The organism is Polaromonas sp. CG_23.6, from assembly GCF_029892315.1.
Classification (GTDB): Bacteria; Pseudomonadota; Gammaproteobacteria; order Burkholderiales; family Burkholderiaceae_C; genus Polaromonas.
The window spans coordinates 2,101,740-2,116,683 of the sequence record NZ_JARXUY010000001.1 but is presented as its reverse complement, the minus strand read 5'-3'; the positions used below and the strand labels follow the sequence as shown (position 1 = coordinate 2,116,683).

The window sequence follows — 14,944 nt, the reverse complement described above, 5'->3', positions numbered from 1 at the left end:
TCAGGCCTCCAAACGTTCAGCAATTTGACCCGCAACCTGGCGCGATTCGGCATCCAGCGCCAGCAGGCCTTCAATATCATGGATATCAGAGACGCAAACCGTCTCAAGCGTTGCATGATTCACGTGATGAATCTGGTCAAAGCGGATTCGCCTGTCTAAAAATGCCGCCACCGCTATTTCATTGGCAGCATTCAGGACGGCGGCGCTGCCGACGGGCGCCTTGAGGACTTCCCAGGCCAGCGGCAAACCCGGAAAACGCGCAACGTCGGGGACTTCAAACGTCATATTGGCCAAGTTTGTGAAATCCAGCGTCTTCGCGCCAGAACTGATGCGCTCTGGCCAAGCCAGGCCATAGGCAATCGGCACCCGCATGTCGGGCGTTCCCAATTGCGCCACAACCGAGCTGTCGTGGTATTGGACCATGGAGTGGATGATGCTCTGCGGATGGATCACGACTTCAATTTGCGCTGGCGCCATGCCAAACAGGTACTTGGCCTCTATGACTTCAAGCGCCTTGTTCATCATGGTGGCTGAATCGACCGAAATCTTGCGCCCCATCACCCAGTTAGGATGCGCGCAGGCCTGCTCGGGTGTCACATGGCGCAAGCTGGCAGGCGCATGGGTGCGAAATGGCCCGCCTGAAGCGGTCAGGATGATTTTTTCAACACGGCGCGGCCAACTCAATGCGTCATCGGGCAACGACTGGAAGATGGCCGAATGCTCGCTGTCAATCGGCAGCAGCCTGGCGCCGCCGGCTTCGACAGCGCGCATGAATACGTCGCCACCGACCACCAGCGCTTCCTTGTTCGCCAGCAGCAGGCGTTTTCCAGACCGGGCCGCCGCCATACACGACGGCAACCCGGCAGCGCCCACAATCGCCGCCATCACCGCATCGACCTGATCGTGCGACGCTATCATTTCAAGAGCATCTTGCGCATACAGGACATGCGCAGACAGCCCATTTGACTTGATTTTTTCAGCCAACATGCGGGCATGTGGCTCGCTGACCATCACGGCATACTGCGGCTTGAACTGCGCGCACTGAGCCAGCATAAGATCAACCTGGGTGGCGGCACTCAGCGCAAACACCTCGAAACGATCAGGATGCCGTGCAATCACCTCCAGCGTGCTGACGCCGATGGAGCCGGTCGAACCCAGTACGGTGATGCGCTGCTTTTTGAAGGTCATGGTTGAGAAAGTCCGGCCGCAAAGGGTTACAGGGTGACCAGCATCATGGCCAGAGGCAAGGTAGGCAGCAGCGCATCCACGCGGTCCAGCACGCCTCCATGGCCCGGCAGCAAACCACTCGAATCCTTGGCACCTGCGCTTCGCTTGATCAGAGACTCAACCAAATCGCCCACCACGCTCATGGCCGCCAGAAAAATTACCGCCAGCAGCATCAGGGCCATGCCATGGCGCTGGAGCAGTTGGCTGTAAAGTGAGTTTCCGCCCCAGAAAGACCAAACCAGTGAAAGCGCCACCACGCCGGCCATGCCGCCCCAGACGCCTTCCCAGCTTTTGCCGGGACTGATGGATGGCGCCAGCTTGCACTCGCTGAAGCGGCCGCCCAGGGCACGGCCCGCGAAATAGGCAAAGATGTCGGCCACCCAGACCAGCACCAGCACTGACAGTAAAAATTCTATGCCCATGACACGCGCTTGTGCAATCGCCAGCCACGCCAGCCACAGCGCGACCAGGCCGCCACAAAGACGCAAGGCCTTTGGAATTCTGGACCAGCCGGCAACGCCGGTACGCAAGAGCCACGCCCCCGCCAATACCCAGGCGGCACCGGAAGCTGCCCAAACCATGGGCAGTGGTCGGTTCAGCAAGCCGCCATACCATGACAGGCCGCAGGCCAGTACACATAACGCTGCCAGCCCCAAAGCGCCAACCTGCCCAAAGGCATTGAGACGCCCCCATTCCCAGGCACCTACAGCAATCATCAGCAAGGCCAATGCGCAAAAAGGGACCGGTGATTTGTAGAAAAGCGCAGGAAGCAAAATTGCCAGCAGAAAGATGGCGGTCATGACACGCTGTTTAAGCATCAGGCAGCATTTTCGTTGGAAAGCTTGTGCGAAGTGCCAAGTTGGGCAGAGGTTTTGCCAAAGCGTCGCTCGCGTGCGCTGTAGGCAAAAATTGCTTCGTCAAGTGCAGCTTCGTCGAATTCAGGCCAGAGTCGGTTGGAAAAATACAGTTCTGAATACGCAGTCTGCCAGAGCATGAAGTTGCTGATGCGCAATTCCCCCCCAGTGCGGATCAATAGATCAGGATCCGGCACATGCGCAAGTGCCATTGCCCGGTCGAGCGATTGCTCGGTGATGGCGTCGCCCTGCCTGGCAAGTTTTTGCGCCGCCTGGGCAATATCCCAGCGTCCGCCATAGTTGAAACACACGTTGAAGATCAGGCGCTGGTTGCCCGCCGTTTTAAATTCAGCTTCCAGCAGCCCCGCCTGAACCTTGCCGGAAAGCCGCTGGCGATCTCCGATAAAGTGAAGCTGCACGCCGTTGGCGTTCAGACGTGGCACCTGCTTGGCCAGCGCAAGCACCAGCAAGTCCATCAGCCCGGAAACTTCATCTGATGGCCGGTTCCAGTTCTCGGAAGAAAATGCAAACACCGACAGGACGCGAACACCCTTCTCAAGACAGCTCTTCACGCAGTCACTGAGTGCGTCGACGCCCTGCTTGTGACCCGCGATGCGTGGCAAAAAGCGTTTCTTGGCCCATCGGCCATTGCCATCCATGACGATGGCAATATGGTTCGGAACGATCACGGTGGAAGTAGCCATGGGTTGGTTCGGACCAGGTAAGACAACATCAAACGGCCATCAGGTCTTGTTCCTTGCTGGCGACCATTTTGTCCACCTCGACAATGAAACGGTCAGTGGACTTCTGAACTTCATCCTGCGAACGGCGTTCGTCGTCTTCGGAAGCCAGCTTGTCCTTGACCAGTTTCTTCACGCTGTCATTGGCCTCACGGCGGAGATTGCGGATGGCCACCTTGGCATGCTCGCCCTCGGCGCGCACGACTTTGGTAAGTTCCTTGCGGCGCTCTTCGGTCATGGCTGGCATTGGAACGCGGATCAGATCACCTTGCGATGCAGGATTCAAGCCCAGATCGGAATCACGGATGGCTTTTTCGATCTTGGCGCCCATGCTTTTTTCCCATGGTGAGACGCTGATGGTCCGGGCATCGAGCAGCGCCACGTTGGCTACCTGGCTGATGGGCACCATTGATCCGTAATAGTCAACATGCACGGTGTCGAGCAGGCCGGGGTTGGCGCGGCCAGTGCGGATTTTGGTCAGGCTGTGCTGGAAGGATTCCAGGGACTGCTGCATTTTCTGCGTTGCTTGCTGCTTGATCTCAACAATGCTCATTATCGAATCTCCTGATGACTGAATTCAAAAAAATGCACAACGGCTCTTTGACACCAAAGGCAAACTCAAACGTGAACCAGGGTTCCTTCGTCCTCACCCATGACCACTCGCTTAAGCGCACCATGCTTGAAAATGCTGAAAATCTTGATCGGCAGCTTTTGGTCGCGGCAAAGCGCAAACGCCGTGGCGTCCATCACTTCAAGGTTTTTGCCGATGACTTCGTCAAAAGTGATATTGGTGTAGCGCGTGGCCAGTGGGTCTTTTTTCGGATCCGCGGAATAGACGCCATCAACTTTGGTAGCCTTCAAAACAATTTCAGCACTAATTTCAGCGCCGCGCAAGGCTGCGGCCGTGTCGGTTGTAAAAAACGGATTACCCGTGCCAGCTGCAAAAACAACCACCTTGCCCTCTTCCAGATACTGCAAGGCCTTGGGCCGGACATAAGGCTCCACCACACGCTCAATGGCAATAGCCGACATCACGCGGGCAATCAGACCGGCCTTGTCCATGGTATCTCCCAGCGCCAAGGCATTCATAACCGTGGCCAACATGCCCATGTAATCGGCAGTGGCGCGGTCCATACCCACCGAACCGCCGGCCACGCCACGAAAGATATTGCCGCCACCGATGACCACAGCCACCTGCACGCCCATGCGCGTGACCTCGGCAATTTCCTCCACCATGCGAACAATGGTTGCGCGGTTGATGCCGAATGCATCATCGCCCATCAGGGCCTCGCCTGACAGTTTTAACAAGATGCGCTTGTAGGCTGGCATGCGATTGCTTTCGTGATGGGATTAATGTGTAAAAAAATGGACTTCCGGATGAACGCCAGGGCTCAGGCGCCCTTGGCGGCAGCCACCTGAGCTGCAACTTCGGCGGCGAAGTCGTCAACCTTCTTTTCGATGCCTTCGCCGACAACATACAGCGTGAAAGATTTGACGCTGGTCGCCTTTTCCTTGAGCATCTGCTCGACAGTCTGCTTGTCATTCTTGACAAAGGTCTGGTTGTTCAGGCTGACTTCCTTCAGGTATTTCTGAACGCCGCCTTCAATACGCTTGGAAACGATTTCAGCGGACTGGACTGGCTTGCCAGCAGCCTGCGCTACAGAAGCGTCTTCTGCCGCCTTGGCAGCAGCGACTGAACGTTCACGGGCCACCAGCTCGGCCGGCACATCGGCGCTGGACAAGGCCACTGGCTTCATGGCGGCCACATGCATGGCCACGTCCTTGGCAGCGGCTTCGTCGCCTTCAAACTCGACCACCACGCCAATGCGTGTGCCGTGCAGGTAAGCAGCCGACTTGCCATCGGAAAACCGTTTGAAGCGGCGAACCGTCATGTTTTCGCCGATCTTGCCGATCAGGCCTTTGCGAACGTCTTCGACGGTAGGACCAAAACTGTCCATGGACATCGGCAATGCAGCAAGAGCGGCCAGATCGGCTGGATTGTTCTTGACAATGGCTTGTGCGACCGCATCGGCAAAAGCCAGAAAACTGTCGTTTTTGGTCACGAAGTCGGTTTCGCAGTTGATTTCCACCAGCGCGGCGTTGTCACCTTCACGGGCCATGGCTACTACGCCTTCAGCGGTGATGCGGGAAGCTGCTTTGCCGGCCTTGCTGCCAAGTTTGACGCGCAGCAGTTCTTCGGCTTTTTCGAAGTCGCCTTCCGCTTCGGTCAGCGCTTTTTTGCACTCCATCATCGGTGCGTCGGTCTTGGCGCGCAGTTCAGCCACCATTTTTGCAGTAATTGCCATTGCCATTTCTAGTTCTCCGTAATTTCGTTTAGGACTTGGAAGTTCGCTGCAGTTCGCGCCCTTCATCTTGTTAACTTGCAAAAAAGGGGCTACATGAGCCCCTTTTATACGTTTGGCACTGGGCCAATGACGATCAAGCGGCAGCGTTTTCCACTTCGACAAACTCGTCCGAGCCTTCGTCAGACACGGCGCGGACAACATTGTCCATGGCGCTGGCACGGCCTTCGATCACCGCGTCTGCAATGCCGCGGGCATAGAGAGCCACAGCCTTGGAGGAGTCATCGTTGCCGGGAATCACGTAGTCGATTCCGAGTGGAGAATGGTTGGTATCCACCACACCGATCAGCGGAATGCCAAGCTTTTTGGCTTCCAGGATGGCAATTTTGTGAAAACCCACGTCGATCACGAAGATGGCGTCTGGCAATGCCGTCATGTCCTGGATGCCGCCGATGTCTTTTTCAAGCTTTTCGATTTCGCGCTTGAACGTCAGCTGCTCTTTCTTGCTGATCGTGTCCAGGCCGGCTTCCTGTTGAGCCTTCATTTCCTTCAGACGCTTGATCGAGGTCTTGACCGTCTTGAAGTTGGTCAGCATGCCACCCAGCCAACGCTGGTCAACGTAAGGAATGCCGGCGCGTTGCGCTTCGGAGGCTACGGTTTCGCGAGCGGTACGCTTGGTGCCGACCATCAGGATGGTGCCGTTGTTGGCAGTCAACTGCTTGGCGAATTTCATCGCCTCCTGGAACATCGGCAGCGATTTTTCTAGGTTGATGATGTGAATGCGATTGCGATGGCCAAAAATGAAGGGGGCCATTTTTGGGTCCCAGAAGCGGGTTTGGTGACCAAAATGGACGCCGGCTTCCAGCATTTCGCGCATGTTCGTGGACATAATTCATAACTCCGAAGGTTGTTTCTAAAACCAGCGCTTATTGCCAGAGGAATTTCCGGACAACACCTTGTATGGCTGATTTGCGATTTACCCTGCAAACGACCTTGTCGCCATTGGCAGAGCCAGCTGAGTATAACATTCCATCCCCATGAACCCGTACAAACCCTTATTACCGAACGACCTTCACGCCGCACGGCAATCTGTCCATGATGGACAAAACAGCACTGAGGAAATCCTTTCGCAGGCCGCGTCTATAGCTTTGGGCGACACCTGTCGCCATGCCTTCATGCCAGCACAAGCCCAAGGCATGCCCAATTCACCTCTACGTGGCAATGATAAAGATCCCAGTTTGCCGCTGACCGGCATTCCGGTTTCGATCAAAGACCTTTTCGATGTAGCGGGACAGGTCACCATGGCTGGATCGAAGGTGCTCGCCGCAATGCCACCCGCCCGGGCCGATGCCATCGCCGTGGCACGACTGCGCGCTGCGGGCGCGGTGCTGGTTGGCCGCACCAACATGGTCGAGTTTGCTTTTTCAGGTGTCGGCACCAATCCCCACTACGGCACGCCTGTGAACCCGGCCGATGCCGATATCGAGCGCATTCCGGGGGGCTCGTCCTCCGGCGCGGCCGTGTCTGTCGCCACCGGGGCGGCCCTGGTGGGACTGGGCTCCGACACTGGCGGCTCTCTGCGGATTCCTGCAGCACTGTGCGGCATCGTCGGCTTTAAAAGCACCGCACGCCTGGTGCCGCTGAACGGCGCCGTGCCGCTGTCAACCAGCCTCGACACGATAGGCGCGCTGACCCGCTCGGTACGCGATGCGGTGACGGTGCACGAAATTCTGTCAGCACGCACCGTCCGACTGGCCTGCAAGCCGCTGTCATCGTGTCGGCTGGCGGTCGCGCGCACTTTGATGCAGGACGGGTTGAGCAGCACGGTGGCGATGGCATTCGAGAAAAGCCTGCAGCAATTGCGCCGGGCGGGGGCCAGTATTGAAGAGGTGGCGTTAGAAGAACTCAACGAATTGGCATCTATCAACGCCACAGGCGGACTGTCAGCAGCAGAAAGTCACGCTTGGCACCGCAAACTGCTGGCCGAGCACGAAGCGCAATACGACCCCCGCGTAGCACTTCGCATCCTGCGCGGCGCCAGCATGCGCGCCGCCGATTACATCGACTTGCTGGCAGCGCGCCAAGCATGGATTGTCCGCATGCAAGCGCGGCTGCACAACTTTGACGCCGTGCTGTCTCCCACCGTGCCCATGGTCGCGCCATCGATTGCAAGCGTGCTGCACAACGACGATGAATTTTTCCGCGTCAATTCACTGCTGCTGCGCAATACCTCGGTGGTTAACATGCTTGACGGCTGCGCCATTTCCATTCCCTGCCACACACCAGACCAGTTACCGGTCGGGCTGATGCTATGGCATGCGGCCATGCATGATGATCCATTGCTGGACTTGGCGCTGCAAATCGAGGCAGCCCTGGCTTCTTCGATATAAAAATATTATTTATGAATGCTTGCTGGTTTAGCGGTATCCACCTTTTTGTCAAAGCAGGAGGTTCCCGTTTGACGCGATGAGGCGCGATCTTCATGCCCGATCCAACTCCAGCATATGAAAATCGCAATTGTGGCCGCTGGCACTTTGTGAATCCCTACGGCCTGTGAATCCGCCAGGGTTGACTTCAGTGGCTCGGTGCTGAGTTACGGCAGCGCCCGGAAGTATGTGATGGTTTCAAGGCGGACTTGTCCTACAGGCTCTGTCACAGAGTCGCTGCCGGTTGCGACCCAAGAAAGCTTTAAAGTGATTCCAGTCCCGGCATGTTGCACCGGGCGATTCATTTTGACTGGAGAATCCCAATGGGCATGTTCGATTTTATCAAGGAAGCCGGCGAGAAACTTTTCGGTCGCGGCGAAGCCAAGGCGGCTCAGGAAGCCGCAACCGCAAAACCGACACCTGAAAATGTTGCGGCCCTGAGCAAGACGGCTGGAGACGCAATTGCCGCCTATATTAATACTCAGGGTTTGAAGGTTGAAAACTTGCAGGTCAGCTTTGATGCGCCCAGCAGCACGGTGACAGTGGCCGGGCTGGCACCGGACCAAGCAACGAAGGAAAAAGTTCTTTTGTGTTGTGGGAACGTGGAAAAAGTGGCTGCTGTCAAAGACATGATGACCGTCGCCACCAGTTCGCCCGAGTCCAAAATGTATGTCGTGGCCAGCGGCGACAACCTGTCCAAGATCAGCCAGCAGTTCTACGGAACGCCCAACAAATACACCCAGATTTTTGAGGCAAACAAGCCCATGCTGAGCGATCCGGACAAGATCTATCCGGGACAGGTTCTGAGGATTCCACCTGACGCCTGACCCTTTTGACGCCTTCGCACCATGATGTGTGCTTGCCAGCCCGGTTTGCCGGGCTTTTTTTCGCCTTTTTGTCAGACCGCCGAATTTTTGGAGCGTTCGCAATATCGGCAAACCCGCACAATGGCGGAATGCAGAAAATCTCCAACCTCACAAGTTTTCCGCTTCACACTGTTGCCAGTACGCGCCTGATTGAGAAACAGATGGCAAGCAAGCTTGCACCGCACATGCTGATGCAGCGCGCCGGTCTTTCGGTTGCACGCCTGGCAATGGCTTTGGCACCACATGCCCGTTGCATCTGGATCGCGTGCGGGCCGGGCAACAACGGCGGCGATGGTTTCGAGGCAGCGATGCACCTGCATCAATGGGGCAAGTGCGTGGTGGTGACCTGGACCGGCTTTCCATCCGGCAAGGCTGGACTTCCGCCGGACGCCCAGGCATCGCGCCAGCGCGCATTGGCTGCGGGCGTGACCATGGCCAGCGAACCGCCCGAAGAATTTGATCTCTGCATTGATGCGCTGCTCGGCATCGGCGCCGCACTCGATCCAGCGCGGCCTGGAAGCGCCCTGATGCAGGAATGGCTTCATGCCATGCAATGCAGTACAGCATTGCGGCTGTCGGTCGATGTTCCAACTGGCCTGAATGCCGACACTGGTACACAAAGCTTTGATAAAACTATCAAATTCATAGCAATTAATGCCCGTGCATCAGGCGCAAACCGTCTTTTTACCTTAAATTTATTGACCTTGAAGCCAGGGTTGTTCACTGCCAGCGGACAAGACTGCGCAGGCGAGGTCTGGTTTGATGATCTCGGGGCCAGCCTCATGCAGGCTCCCGAACAAGCCTTGCCTGTCGATCCTTGCGCCTGGCTGCTGGGGGCAGATCGAACCCGCCACATCTCTCGCGCGCAGGAAGCGCATGCCACTCACAAAGGCAGCTTTGGCGATGTCGCGGTCATTGGAGGCGAGTCGACAGCGTCGACGCACATGACTGGGGCCGCATTGCTGGCGGCGAGCGCTGCCCTGCATGCAGGCGCTGGCCGGGTTTTCGTGGCCTTGCTTGGCAATATGCCCGATTTGCAGGTTGACACGGAACAACCCGAACTCATGTTCCGCTCGCCGGATGCGCTGGACATGGTGAGCCAGGTCCTGGTGTGTGGCTGTGGCGGCGGCCATTCAGTGGCATCTGTTCTTCCCAAGGTGCTGTCAACGGCCAGGCGGTTGGTACTGGACGCCGATGCACTCAATGCCATAGCCGTCGACCCGCAACTGCAAATCCAGCTCAAGGCCCGGGACGGCCGCGGCTACAGCACGGTGATCACGCCCCACCCCTTGGAAGCGGCGCGCTTGACCGGCAGAAGCGCTGCGGCGGTCCAGTGCAACCGGCTTGAAACAGCGCATCAACTCGCCGAGCTGTTTCACTGCGTGGTGGTACTCAAGGGTTCCGGAACCGTTGTTGCGGGACCCGGCCAGACCGTCTGGATCAACCCAACCGGCAATGCGCTGTTGGCCACTGCAGGGACCGGCGATGTACTTGCAGGATTGATCGGCGCCTTCATGGCACAGGGCCAAAGCAGCCTGGATGCGGCCCGAAGCGCGGTGTTCGAGCATGGCCACAGAGCTGATACCTGGGCCACAAACAGGCCAGATATGGCGCTGACAGCGTCAAGGCTTGCCCACTGGCACTCTGCTCAGACCAGAACCATCATGCCAATTTGAAGCGTAAGTAGCAAGACCAGCGCCGACAGGTCAACGCCACCAATGGTGGGGATTACCCGCCGGAACGGCTCCAGCAGTGGTTCAGTCAGGCGGGCCAGCAGACCATACACCCAGGAACCTGGCTGGACCCAGGACAAGATGGCGTAACCCAGAACCAGCATGAACAGCGTTTGCAACGCGACCCGGATCAGCATCTTGACGGCAACCAGGGGCAACAGCAGAAAAACACCCGCCCCCCAATCCAGTCCGTCTTCGCCAACACGGCCAAAGATGCCAAACAGCAAGCCCACCAACGCCGCATAAACCAGCGCCATCAACGCCGCGGCCAGCACGCTGGCCCAATCCACGCGAGATGTGCTCCACGCCTTGGGCAGGGAACGGCGCAGCGGCTTGATCAGCCAGTCGGTCAAGGCCATCACGAAGCTGCCAGGCTGCCCGGTCATGCTGACGCGCAGCCAGTTCATCCAGGCGCGCAGGAGCGCCGCAGCAATCAGCACAAAAAAGGCAGTTTCCAGCAGAAACGCCAGAATCCGGATCAGCATATGTGCCCGTCAGGTTGGTGCATGAAAATGTTCATGGTGTCCTAGCGACGGGGCTTTTTGCCCTGTTTTGGCACGGTACCCAAGGATGCTTTTTTTGCTGCTGACTTGCGTGCACGAGGTTGCGACGGCGATGCCCTGTCAGGCGGAGACTGGCGACTCTTGTTGCCCGCCTCACGCTCCCCACGTCCGCTACGGCGCGATCCGGTGCTGCGATCCTGCAGGGACGATTCGTCCACAGTACCGCCGTTCTTGTCTTTCATGGCCCGGTTCACGATTCCCGACTTGTCCTCGCCTTCATGGACCAGGCGAAAATCAATTTTCCGGCCATCCAGATCGACGCGGCTGACCTGCACACGCACCCGGGTGCCCAATGCGTAACGCATGCCACTGCGCTCGCCGCGCAATTCCTGCCGCGCTTCGTCAAAGCGATAGTATTCGCCGCCCAGTTCGGTGATATGCACCAAACCTTCGACGTACATGGCGTCAAGCGTCACAAAAACCCCGAAACTGGTCGCTGCAGTGACCACGCCACCAAACTCCTCTCCCAGATGCTCGCGCATGTACTTGCACTTGAGCCAGGCTTCCACATCGCGGCTGGCTTCATCAGCCCGGCGTTCATTGCCACTGCAATGCAGTCCGGCTGCCTGCCAGGCAAGCTGGTCCACACTGGCTTTCTTAGGCTTTTCAGTGGGTTCCTTGACACGGGCAGCCAGCCGCTTGGACAGCTTGGCTTGCGCTTCGCCAGGCGTAGGCAATACCGGCAACTGGTATTTCGTCTTTTTCAGGATCGCCTTGATCACCCGGTGCACCAACAGGTCGGGATACCGGCGGATCGGACTGGTGAAGTGCGTGTAGGCCTCGTAGGCCAGGCCAAAGTGGCCCGCGTTTACCGGCGTGTAAACCGCCTGCTGCATGGAACGCAGCAGCATGGAATGCACCTGCAGTGCATCCGGCCGGTCCTTCGTCGCCTTGGCGATTTGCTGGAACTCACCCGGCGCCGGGTTGTCGCTGACCGTCATGCCTATGCCAACCGCCTTGAGATAGTTGCGCAGCAGTTCGACCTTCTCGGGCGTGGGGCTTTCATGGACCCGGAACAGCGCAGTATGTTTGCTTTGCGCAATAAAGTCGGCAGAGCAGACATTGGCCGCCAGCATCGACTCTTCGATCATCCGGTGCGCGACATTTCGGGTACGCGGAATGATTTTCTCGATCCGGCCAACTTCATCACAGACGATCTGCGTTTCAGTGGTTTCAAAATCAACCGCGCCACGCATGCCGCGCTCCTTGAGCAGGGCTTGGTACACCTCGTGCAGGTGCAGCAGATGCGGCACGATGTCCTTTCGCTGCTGCGCTTCCGGTCCACGGGTATTGCCCAGGACTGCCGCCACTTCGTTGTACGTCAGGCGTGCCTGGCTGAGCATCACTGCCGGATAAAACTGGTAGGCCTGAACCTCACCTTTGGCATTGACGAGCATGTCGCAGACCATGCACAGGCGCTCGACATTCGGGTTCAGCGAGCACAGGCCGTTGGACAGCTTTTCGGGCAGCATGGGAATCACGCGACGCGGAAAATACACGCTGGTGGCACGGTCGTAGGCGTCAATGTCAATCGCGCTTCCGGTTTCGACGTAATGGCTCACATCGGCAATCGCTACCAGCAGTCGCCAGCCCTTGCCACGCCCTACCTTCACGGGCTCGCAATAAACGGCATCGTCAAAGTCGCGCGCATCCTCGCCGTCAATAGTGACGAGGGGAATATCAGTCAAATCAACACGATGCTGTTTGTCGACCGGGCGAACCGCATCGGGCAATGTGCGCGCAAGCGCCAGCGCGTTGTCGCTGAAGATGTGCGGCACGCCATATTTGCGCACAGCTATTTCTATTTCCATGCCCGGGTCGTCAATTTCACCCAGCACTTCGGTCACACGCCCTACCGGCTGACCGAATAGAGCTGGTGGCTCTGTGAGCTGCACGACCACGATCTGGCCTGTTTTTGCCGTGCCAGTGGCACCCTTGGGAATCAGTACATCCTGGCCGTAACGCTTGTCTTCGGGCGCTACCAGCCAGACACCACTTTCCTGCAACAGGCGGCCAATGATCGGATTGGACGAGCGTTCGATGATTTCGGTGACGCGGCCCTCAGGCCGGTTTTTTCGATCGTGCCGCACGATACGCGCCTTGACGCGGTCGTTGTGCAGCACAGCGCGCATTTCGTTCGGCGGCAGGTAGATGTCCGACTCACCGTCGCTTCGCTGGACGAAACCATGGCCGTCACGGTGACCAGACACAATGCCCTCGAATTCAGCGAGAAGCCCGGCAGTGGCGCCGGAAATGGGAAGATTTGTTTTGATAAGAAGTCTCTTTCATGGAATCGCGCTGCTGAAGACTGTTCTGCAAAAGCGCGTGAAGAATGAAGATTGGCCAGTTCCGTTTGTTGTTGTATCAGTTTAAAACCAGATACTAGCCGCGATTTGTGAAAAGCCGATGTTCCGTTCAACGGAACGGTTTATCTGATTCTGGAATGAGAAAGTGAGCCTGATGTCGCGACGTCATTTCGTCACCGATCAGTATTTTTTAAAATCCTGAAAATTTTCAGTTGCATGCCTGATCAGCCGTAAATGTAATGTTAAACTGCTTGCTGTGCCCGGGTGGCGGAATTGGTAGACGCGCACGGTTCAGGTCCGTGTATCGCAAGATGTGGAGATTCGAGTTCTCTCCCGGGCACCAAACTTATCAAGTTAAAAAAGCTACTGCTACCACAGTAGCTTTTTTTTCGGCTGCACGATATCGACGCTTTTTTGCCATTCCCGATGAGTACAGGAAATGGCAAAAAATGCAGACTATTGAAAATTCTCAGACAGGTACGCCAACCAGATCGTGACCCTGTACTCCCACGATGCGAGCACGCGTGAATTCGCCAACTTTCATTGTCTTGCTGATTTTCTCGGGCGGCAGCAACTTGACCACGCCGTCAATCTCGGGCGCATCCGCATATGACCTTCCCGTTCCACCCTTACGGCCCAGCGCAGGGGCATGGTCTACCAGCACCTGCATGGTCGCGCCTATACGTTGTTGAAGTTTCTGGCTTGAAACGGCCTCTGCCACGGCCATGAATCGTGCGCGACGCTGTTCACGCACCTCCAGAGGCAACATTCCTGGAATATCGTTTGCAGCAGCGCCTTGCACCGAACTGTAGGCAAAACATCCGGCACGATCAATTTTTGCCTCACGCATGAAGTCAAGCAAGTGCTCGAATTCGGCTTCGGTTTCGCCGGGAAAGCCGGCAATGAAAGTGCTGCGAATTACAATTTCCGGGCAAATCTCACGCCAGCGCGCAATTCGTTCCAGGTTTTTTTCTCCACTGGCGGGACGCTTCATACGCTTCAACACATCCGGATGACTGTGCTGCAAAGGCACATCCAGGTAAGGCAGTACTTTGCCAGTTGCCATGAAGGGAAGTATCTCGTCAACGCTAGGGTAGGGATAAACGTAATGCAAACGCACCCAGGCACCAAAAGGTGCGGCAATTTCACCAAGCGCCTGGACCAGTTCGAGCATGCGGGTCTTCACCGGTTTGCCATCCCAAAATCCTGTTCGGTATTTGACATCGACACCGTACGCAGAGGTATCCTGGCTGATAACCAGCAACTCTTTTACGCCACCTTCAAACAGCGCACGTGCTTCGTTCAGGACATCCCCGACAGGCCGTGACACCAGATCGCCGCGCATGGAGGGAATAATGCAGAAAGTGCAGCGGTGGTTGCAGCCCTCACTGATTTTCAAGTAGGCGTAGTGCCGGGGCGTGAGCTTGATGCCGGCAATGCCAAAAGCATTGGGCACCAGATCCACAAAGGGATCATGCGGCTTGGGCAAGTTCAGATGCACCGCATCCATCACTTCCTGTGTGGCATGCGGACCCGTGACAGCCAATACGCTCGGGTGCATCTGGCGCACCAAATTACCGCCACCATCGCCAGTTTTGGCGCCAAGGCAACCTGTCACGATAACCTTGCCGTTTTCGGCCAACGCTTCGCCTATGGTGTCCAGGCTTTCTCTGACCGCATCATCAATGAAGCCACAGGTATTGACGATGACTAGGTCAGCACCCTCAAAGGTTTTGGACGTCTGGTAGCCCTCGGCACTGAGCCGGGTCAAAATCAACTCGGAATCAGTGAGAGCCTTGGGACAGCCCAGACTGACAAAACCTACGCGCGGAGCGCGCTTGACAGGGGCAGCAGGGGAAAGGGGAGATTGGGAAAGTACTTCGCTCATGTCTCTATTGTCTCAGAGCAGGCGAAAAAATCGATAAA

General features: G+C 57.1%; 13 protein-coding genes and 1 tRNA gene. 4 read left to right on the top strand and 10 right to left on the bottom strand.

What is annotated here, in order from left to right; translation table 11 throughout:
- The 7 genes from ispC to rpsB all read right to left on the bottom strand — a co-directional run bounded on the left by ispC (position 1) and on the right by rpsB (position 6,013).
- Complete coding sequence (gene ispC, locus H4V98_RS10045) at positions 1-1,188, bottom strand: 1-deoxy-D-xylulose-5-phosphate reductoisomerase (protein WP_196863856.1); 1,188 nt, start codon at positions 1,186-1,188, stop codon at positions 1-3.
- Positions 1,189-1,214: 26 nt separating this feature from the next.
- A complete protein-coding gene (locus tag H4V98_RS10040; RefSeq protein ID WP_280757484.1) occupies positions 1,215-2,045 on the bottom strand; it encodes a phosphatidate cytidylyltransferase in 831 nt (276 codons plus the stop codon).
- Complete coding sequence (uppS, locus tag H4V98_RS10035) at positions 2,045-2,785, bottom strand: polyprenyl diphosphate synthase (RefSeq protein ID WP_196863854.1); 741 nt, start codon at positions 2,783-2,785, stop codon at positions 2,045-2,047. The genes H4V98_RS10040 and uppS overlap by 1 nt, the downstream gene beginning before the upstream one ends.
- Positions 2,786-2,813: 28 nt before the next feature.
- Entirely contained in the window at positions 2,814-3,374 is a 561-nt protein-coding gene (gene frr / locus H4V98_RS10030) for a ribosome recycling factor (protein ID WP_196863853.1), read from the bottom strand.
- Positions 3,375-3,439: 65 nt separating this feature from the next.
- On the bottom strand, positions 3,440-4,150 hold the full coding sequence (gene pyrH / locus H4V98_RS10025; RefSeq protein ID WP_280757483.1) for a UMP kinase: 711 nt from the start codon (positions 4,148-4,150) through the stop codon (positions 3,440-3,442).
- A gap of 62 nt (positions 4,151-4,212) precedes the next feature.
- On the bottom strand, positions 4,213-5,127 hold the full coding sequence (gene tsf, locus H4V98_RS10020; RefSeq protein WP_196863851.1) for a translation elongation factor Ts: 915 nt from the start codon (positions 5,125-5,127) through the stop codon (positions 4,213-4,215).
- 133 nt (positions 5,128-5,260) lie between these two features.
- A complete protein-coding gene (rpsB, locus tag H4V98_RS10015) occupies positions 5,261-6,013 on the bottom strand; it encodes a 30S ribosomal protein S2 (protein WP_196863850.1) in 753 nt (250 codons plus the stop codon).
- A 148-nt stretch (positions 6,014-6,161) separates the two neighbouring features.
- Between rpsB and H4V98_RS10010 the strand changes: the two genes are divergently transcribed.
- The 3 genes from H4V98_RS10010 to H4V98_RS10000 all read left to right on the top strand — a co-directional run bounded on the left by H4V98_RS10010 (position 6,162) and on the right by H4V98_RS10000 (position 10,092).
- Complete coding sequence (locus tag H4V98_RS10010) at positions 6,162-7,514, top strand: amidase (RefSeq protein WP_196863849.1); 1,353 nt, start codon at positions 6,162-6,164, stop codon at positions 7,512-7,514.
- 359 nt (positions 7,515-7,873) lie between these two features.
- Entirely contained in the window at positions 7,874-8,377 is a 504-nt protein-coding gene (gene lysM / locus H4V98_RS10005; protein WP_196863929.1) for a peptidoglycan-binding protein LysM, read from the top strand.
- 128 nt (positions 8,378-8,505) lie between these two features.
- The gene (locus tag H4V98_RS10000; RefSeq protein ID WP_280757482.1) at positions 8,506-10,092 is read left to right on the top strand and encodes an NAD(P)H-hydrate dehydratase; all 1,587 of its coding nucleotides are present in this window, start codon (positions 8,506-8,508) and stop codon (positions 10,090-10,092) included.
- Here the strand turns inward: H4V98_RS10000 and H4V98_RS09995 are convergent.
- Both H4V98_RS09995 and rnr read right to left on the bottom strand, forming a co-directional pair.
- Positions 10,065-10,634, bottom strand: a complete 570-nt coding sequence (locus tag H4V98_RS09995) for a YggT family protein (protein WP_280757481.1) — start codon at positions 10,632-10,634, stop codon at positions 10,065-10,067. The two genes, H4V98_RS10000 and H4V98_RS09995, sit on opposite strands and share 28 nt — an antisense overlap.
- A 41-nt stretch (positions 10,635-10,675) precedes the next feature.
- Positions 10,676-12,985 carry a ribonuclease R gene (rnr, locus tag H4V98_RS09990; protein ID WP_196863928.1) on the bottom strand — a complete coding sequence of 770 codons (2,310 nt, stop codon included), beginning with the start codon at positions 12,983-12,985 and terminating at the stop codon, positions 10,676-10,678.
- Positions 12,986-13,276: 291 nt separating this feature from the next.
- Between rnr and H4V98_RS09985 the strand changes: the two genes are divergently transcribed.
- Positions 13,277-13,361: transfer RNA gene (locus H4V98_RS09985), tRNA-Leu, on the top strand.
- A gap of 126 nt (positions 13,362-13,487) precedes the next feature.
- On the opposite strand, the gene rimO is transcribed toward H4V98_RS09985, so the two are convergent.
- Entirely contained in the window at positions 13,488-14,906 is a 1,419-nt protein-coding gene (gene rimO / locus H4V98_RS09980; protein WP_196863846.1) for a 30S ribosomal protein S12 methylthiotransferase RimO, read from the bottom strand.
- Positions 14,907-14,944 lie beyond the last annotated feature (38 nt).

What these genes read in the sequence shown, in the direction of transcription:
- frr (WP_196863853.1), bottom strand. Translation starts at nt 3,374, where the DNA reads ATGAGCATTGTTGAGATCAAGCAGCAAGCAACGCAGAAAATGCAGCAG.
- rpsB (WP_196863850.1), bottom strand. Translation starts at nt 6,013, where the DNA reads ATGTCCACGAACATGCGCGAAATGCTGGAAGCCGGCGTCCATTTTGGT.
- lysM (WP_196863929.1), top strand. Translation starts at nt 7,874, where the DNA reads ATGGGCATGTTCGATTTTATCAAGGAAGCCGGCGAGAAACTTTTCGGT.
- H4V98_RS10000 (WP_280757482.1), top strand. Translation starts at nt 8,506, where the DNA reads ATGCAGAAAATCTCCAACCTCACAAGTTTTCCGCTTCACACTGTTGCC.
- pyrH (WP_280757483.1), bottom strand. Translation starts at nt 4,150, where the DNA reads ATGCCAGCCTACAAGCGCATCTTGTTAAAACTGTCAGGCGAGGCCCTG.
- uppS (WP_196863854.1), bottom strand. Translation starts at nt 2,785, where the DNA reads ATGGCTACTTCCACCGTGATCGTTCCGAACCATATTGCCATCGTCATG.
- H4V98_RS10040 (WP_280757484.1), bottom strand. Translation starts at nt 2,045, where the DNA reads ATGCTTAAACAGCGTGTCATGACCGCCATCTTTCTGCTGGCAATTTTG.
- rimO (WP_196863846.1), bottom strand. Translation starts at nt 14,906, where the DNA reads ATGAGCGAAGTACTTTCCCAATCTCCCCTTTCCCCTGCTGCCCCTGTC.
- H4V98_RS09995 (WP_280757481.1), bottom strand. Translation starts at nt 10,634, where the DNA reads ATGCTGATCCGGATTCTGGCGTTTCTGCTGGAAACTGCCTTTTTTGTG.
- ispC (WP_196863856.1), bottom strand. Translation starts at nt 1,188, where the DNA reads ATGACCTTCAAAAAGCAGCGCATCACCGTACTGGGTTCGACCGGCTCC.
- H4V98_RS10010 (WP_196863849.1), top strand. Translation starts at nt 6,162, where the DNA reads ATGAACCCGTACAAACCCTTATTACCGAACGACCTTCACGCCGCACGG.
- tsf (WP_196863851.1), bottom strand. Translation starts at nt 5,127, where the DNA reads ATGGCAATTACTGCAAAAATGGTGGCTGAACTGCGCGCCAAGACCGAC.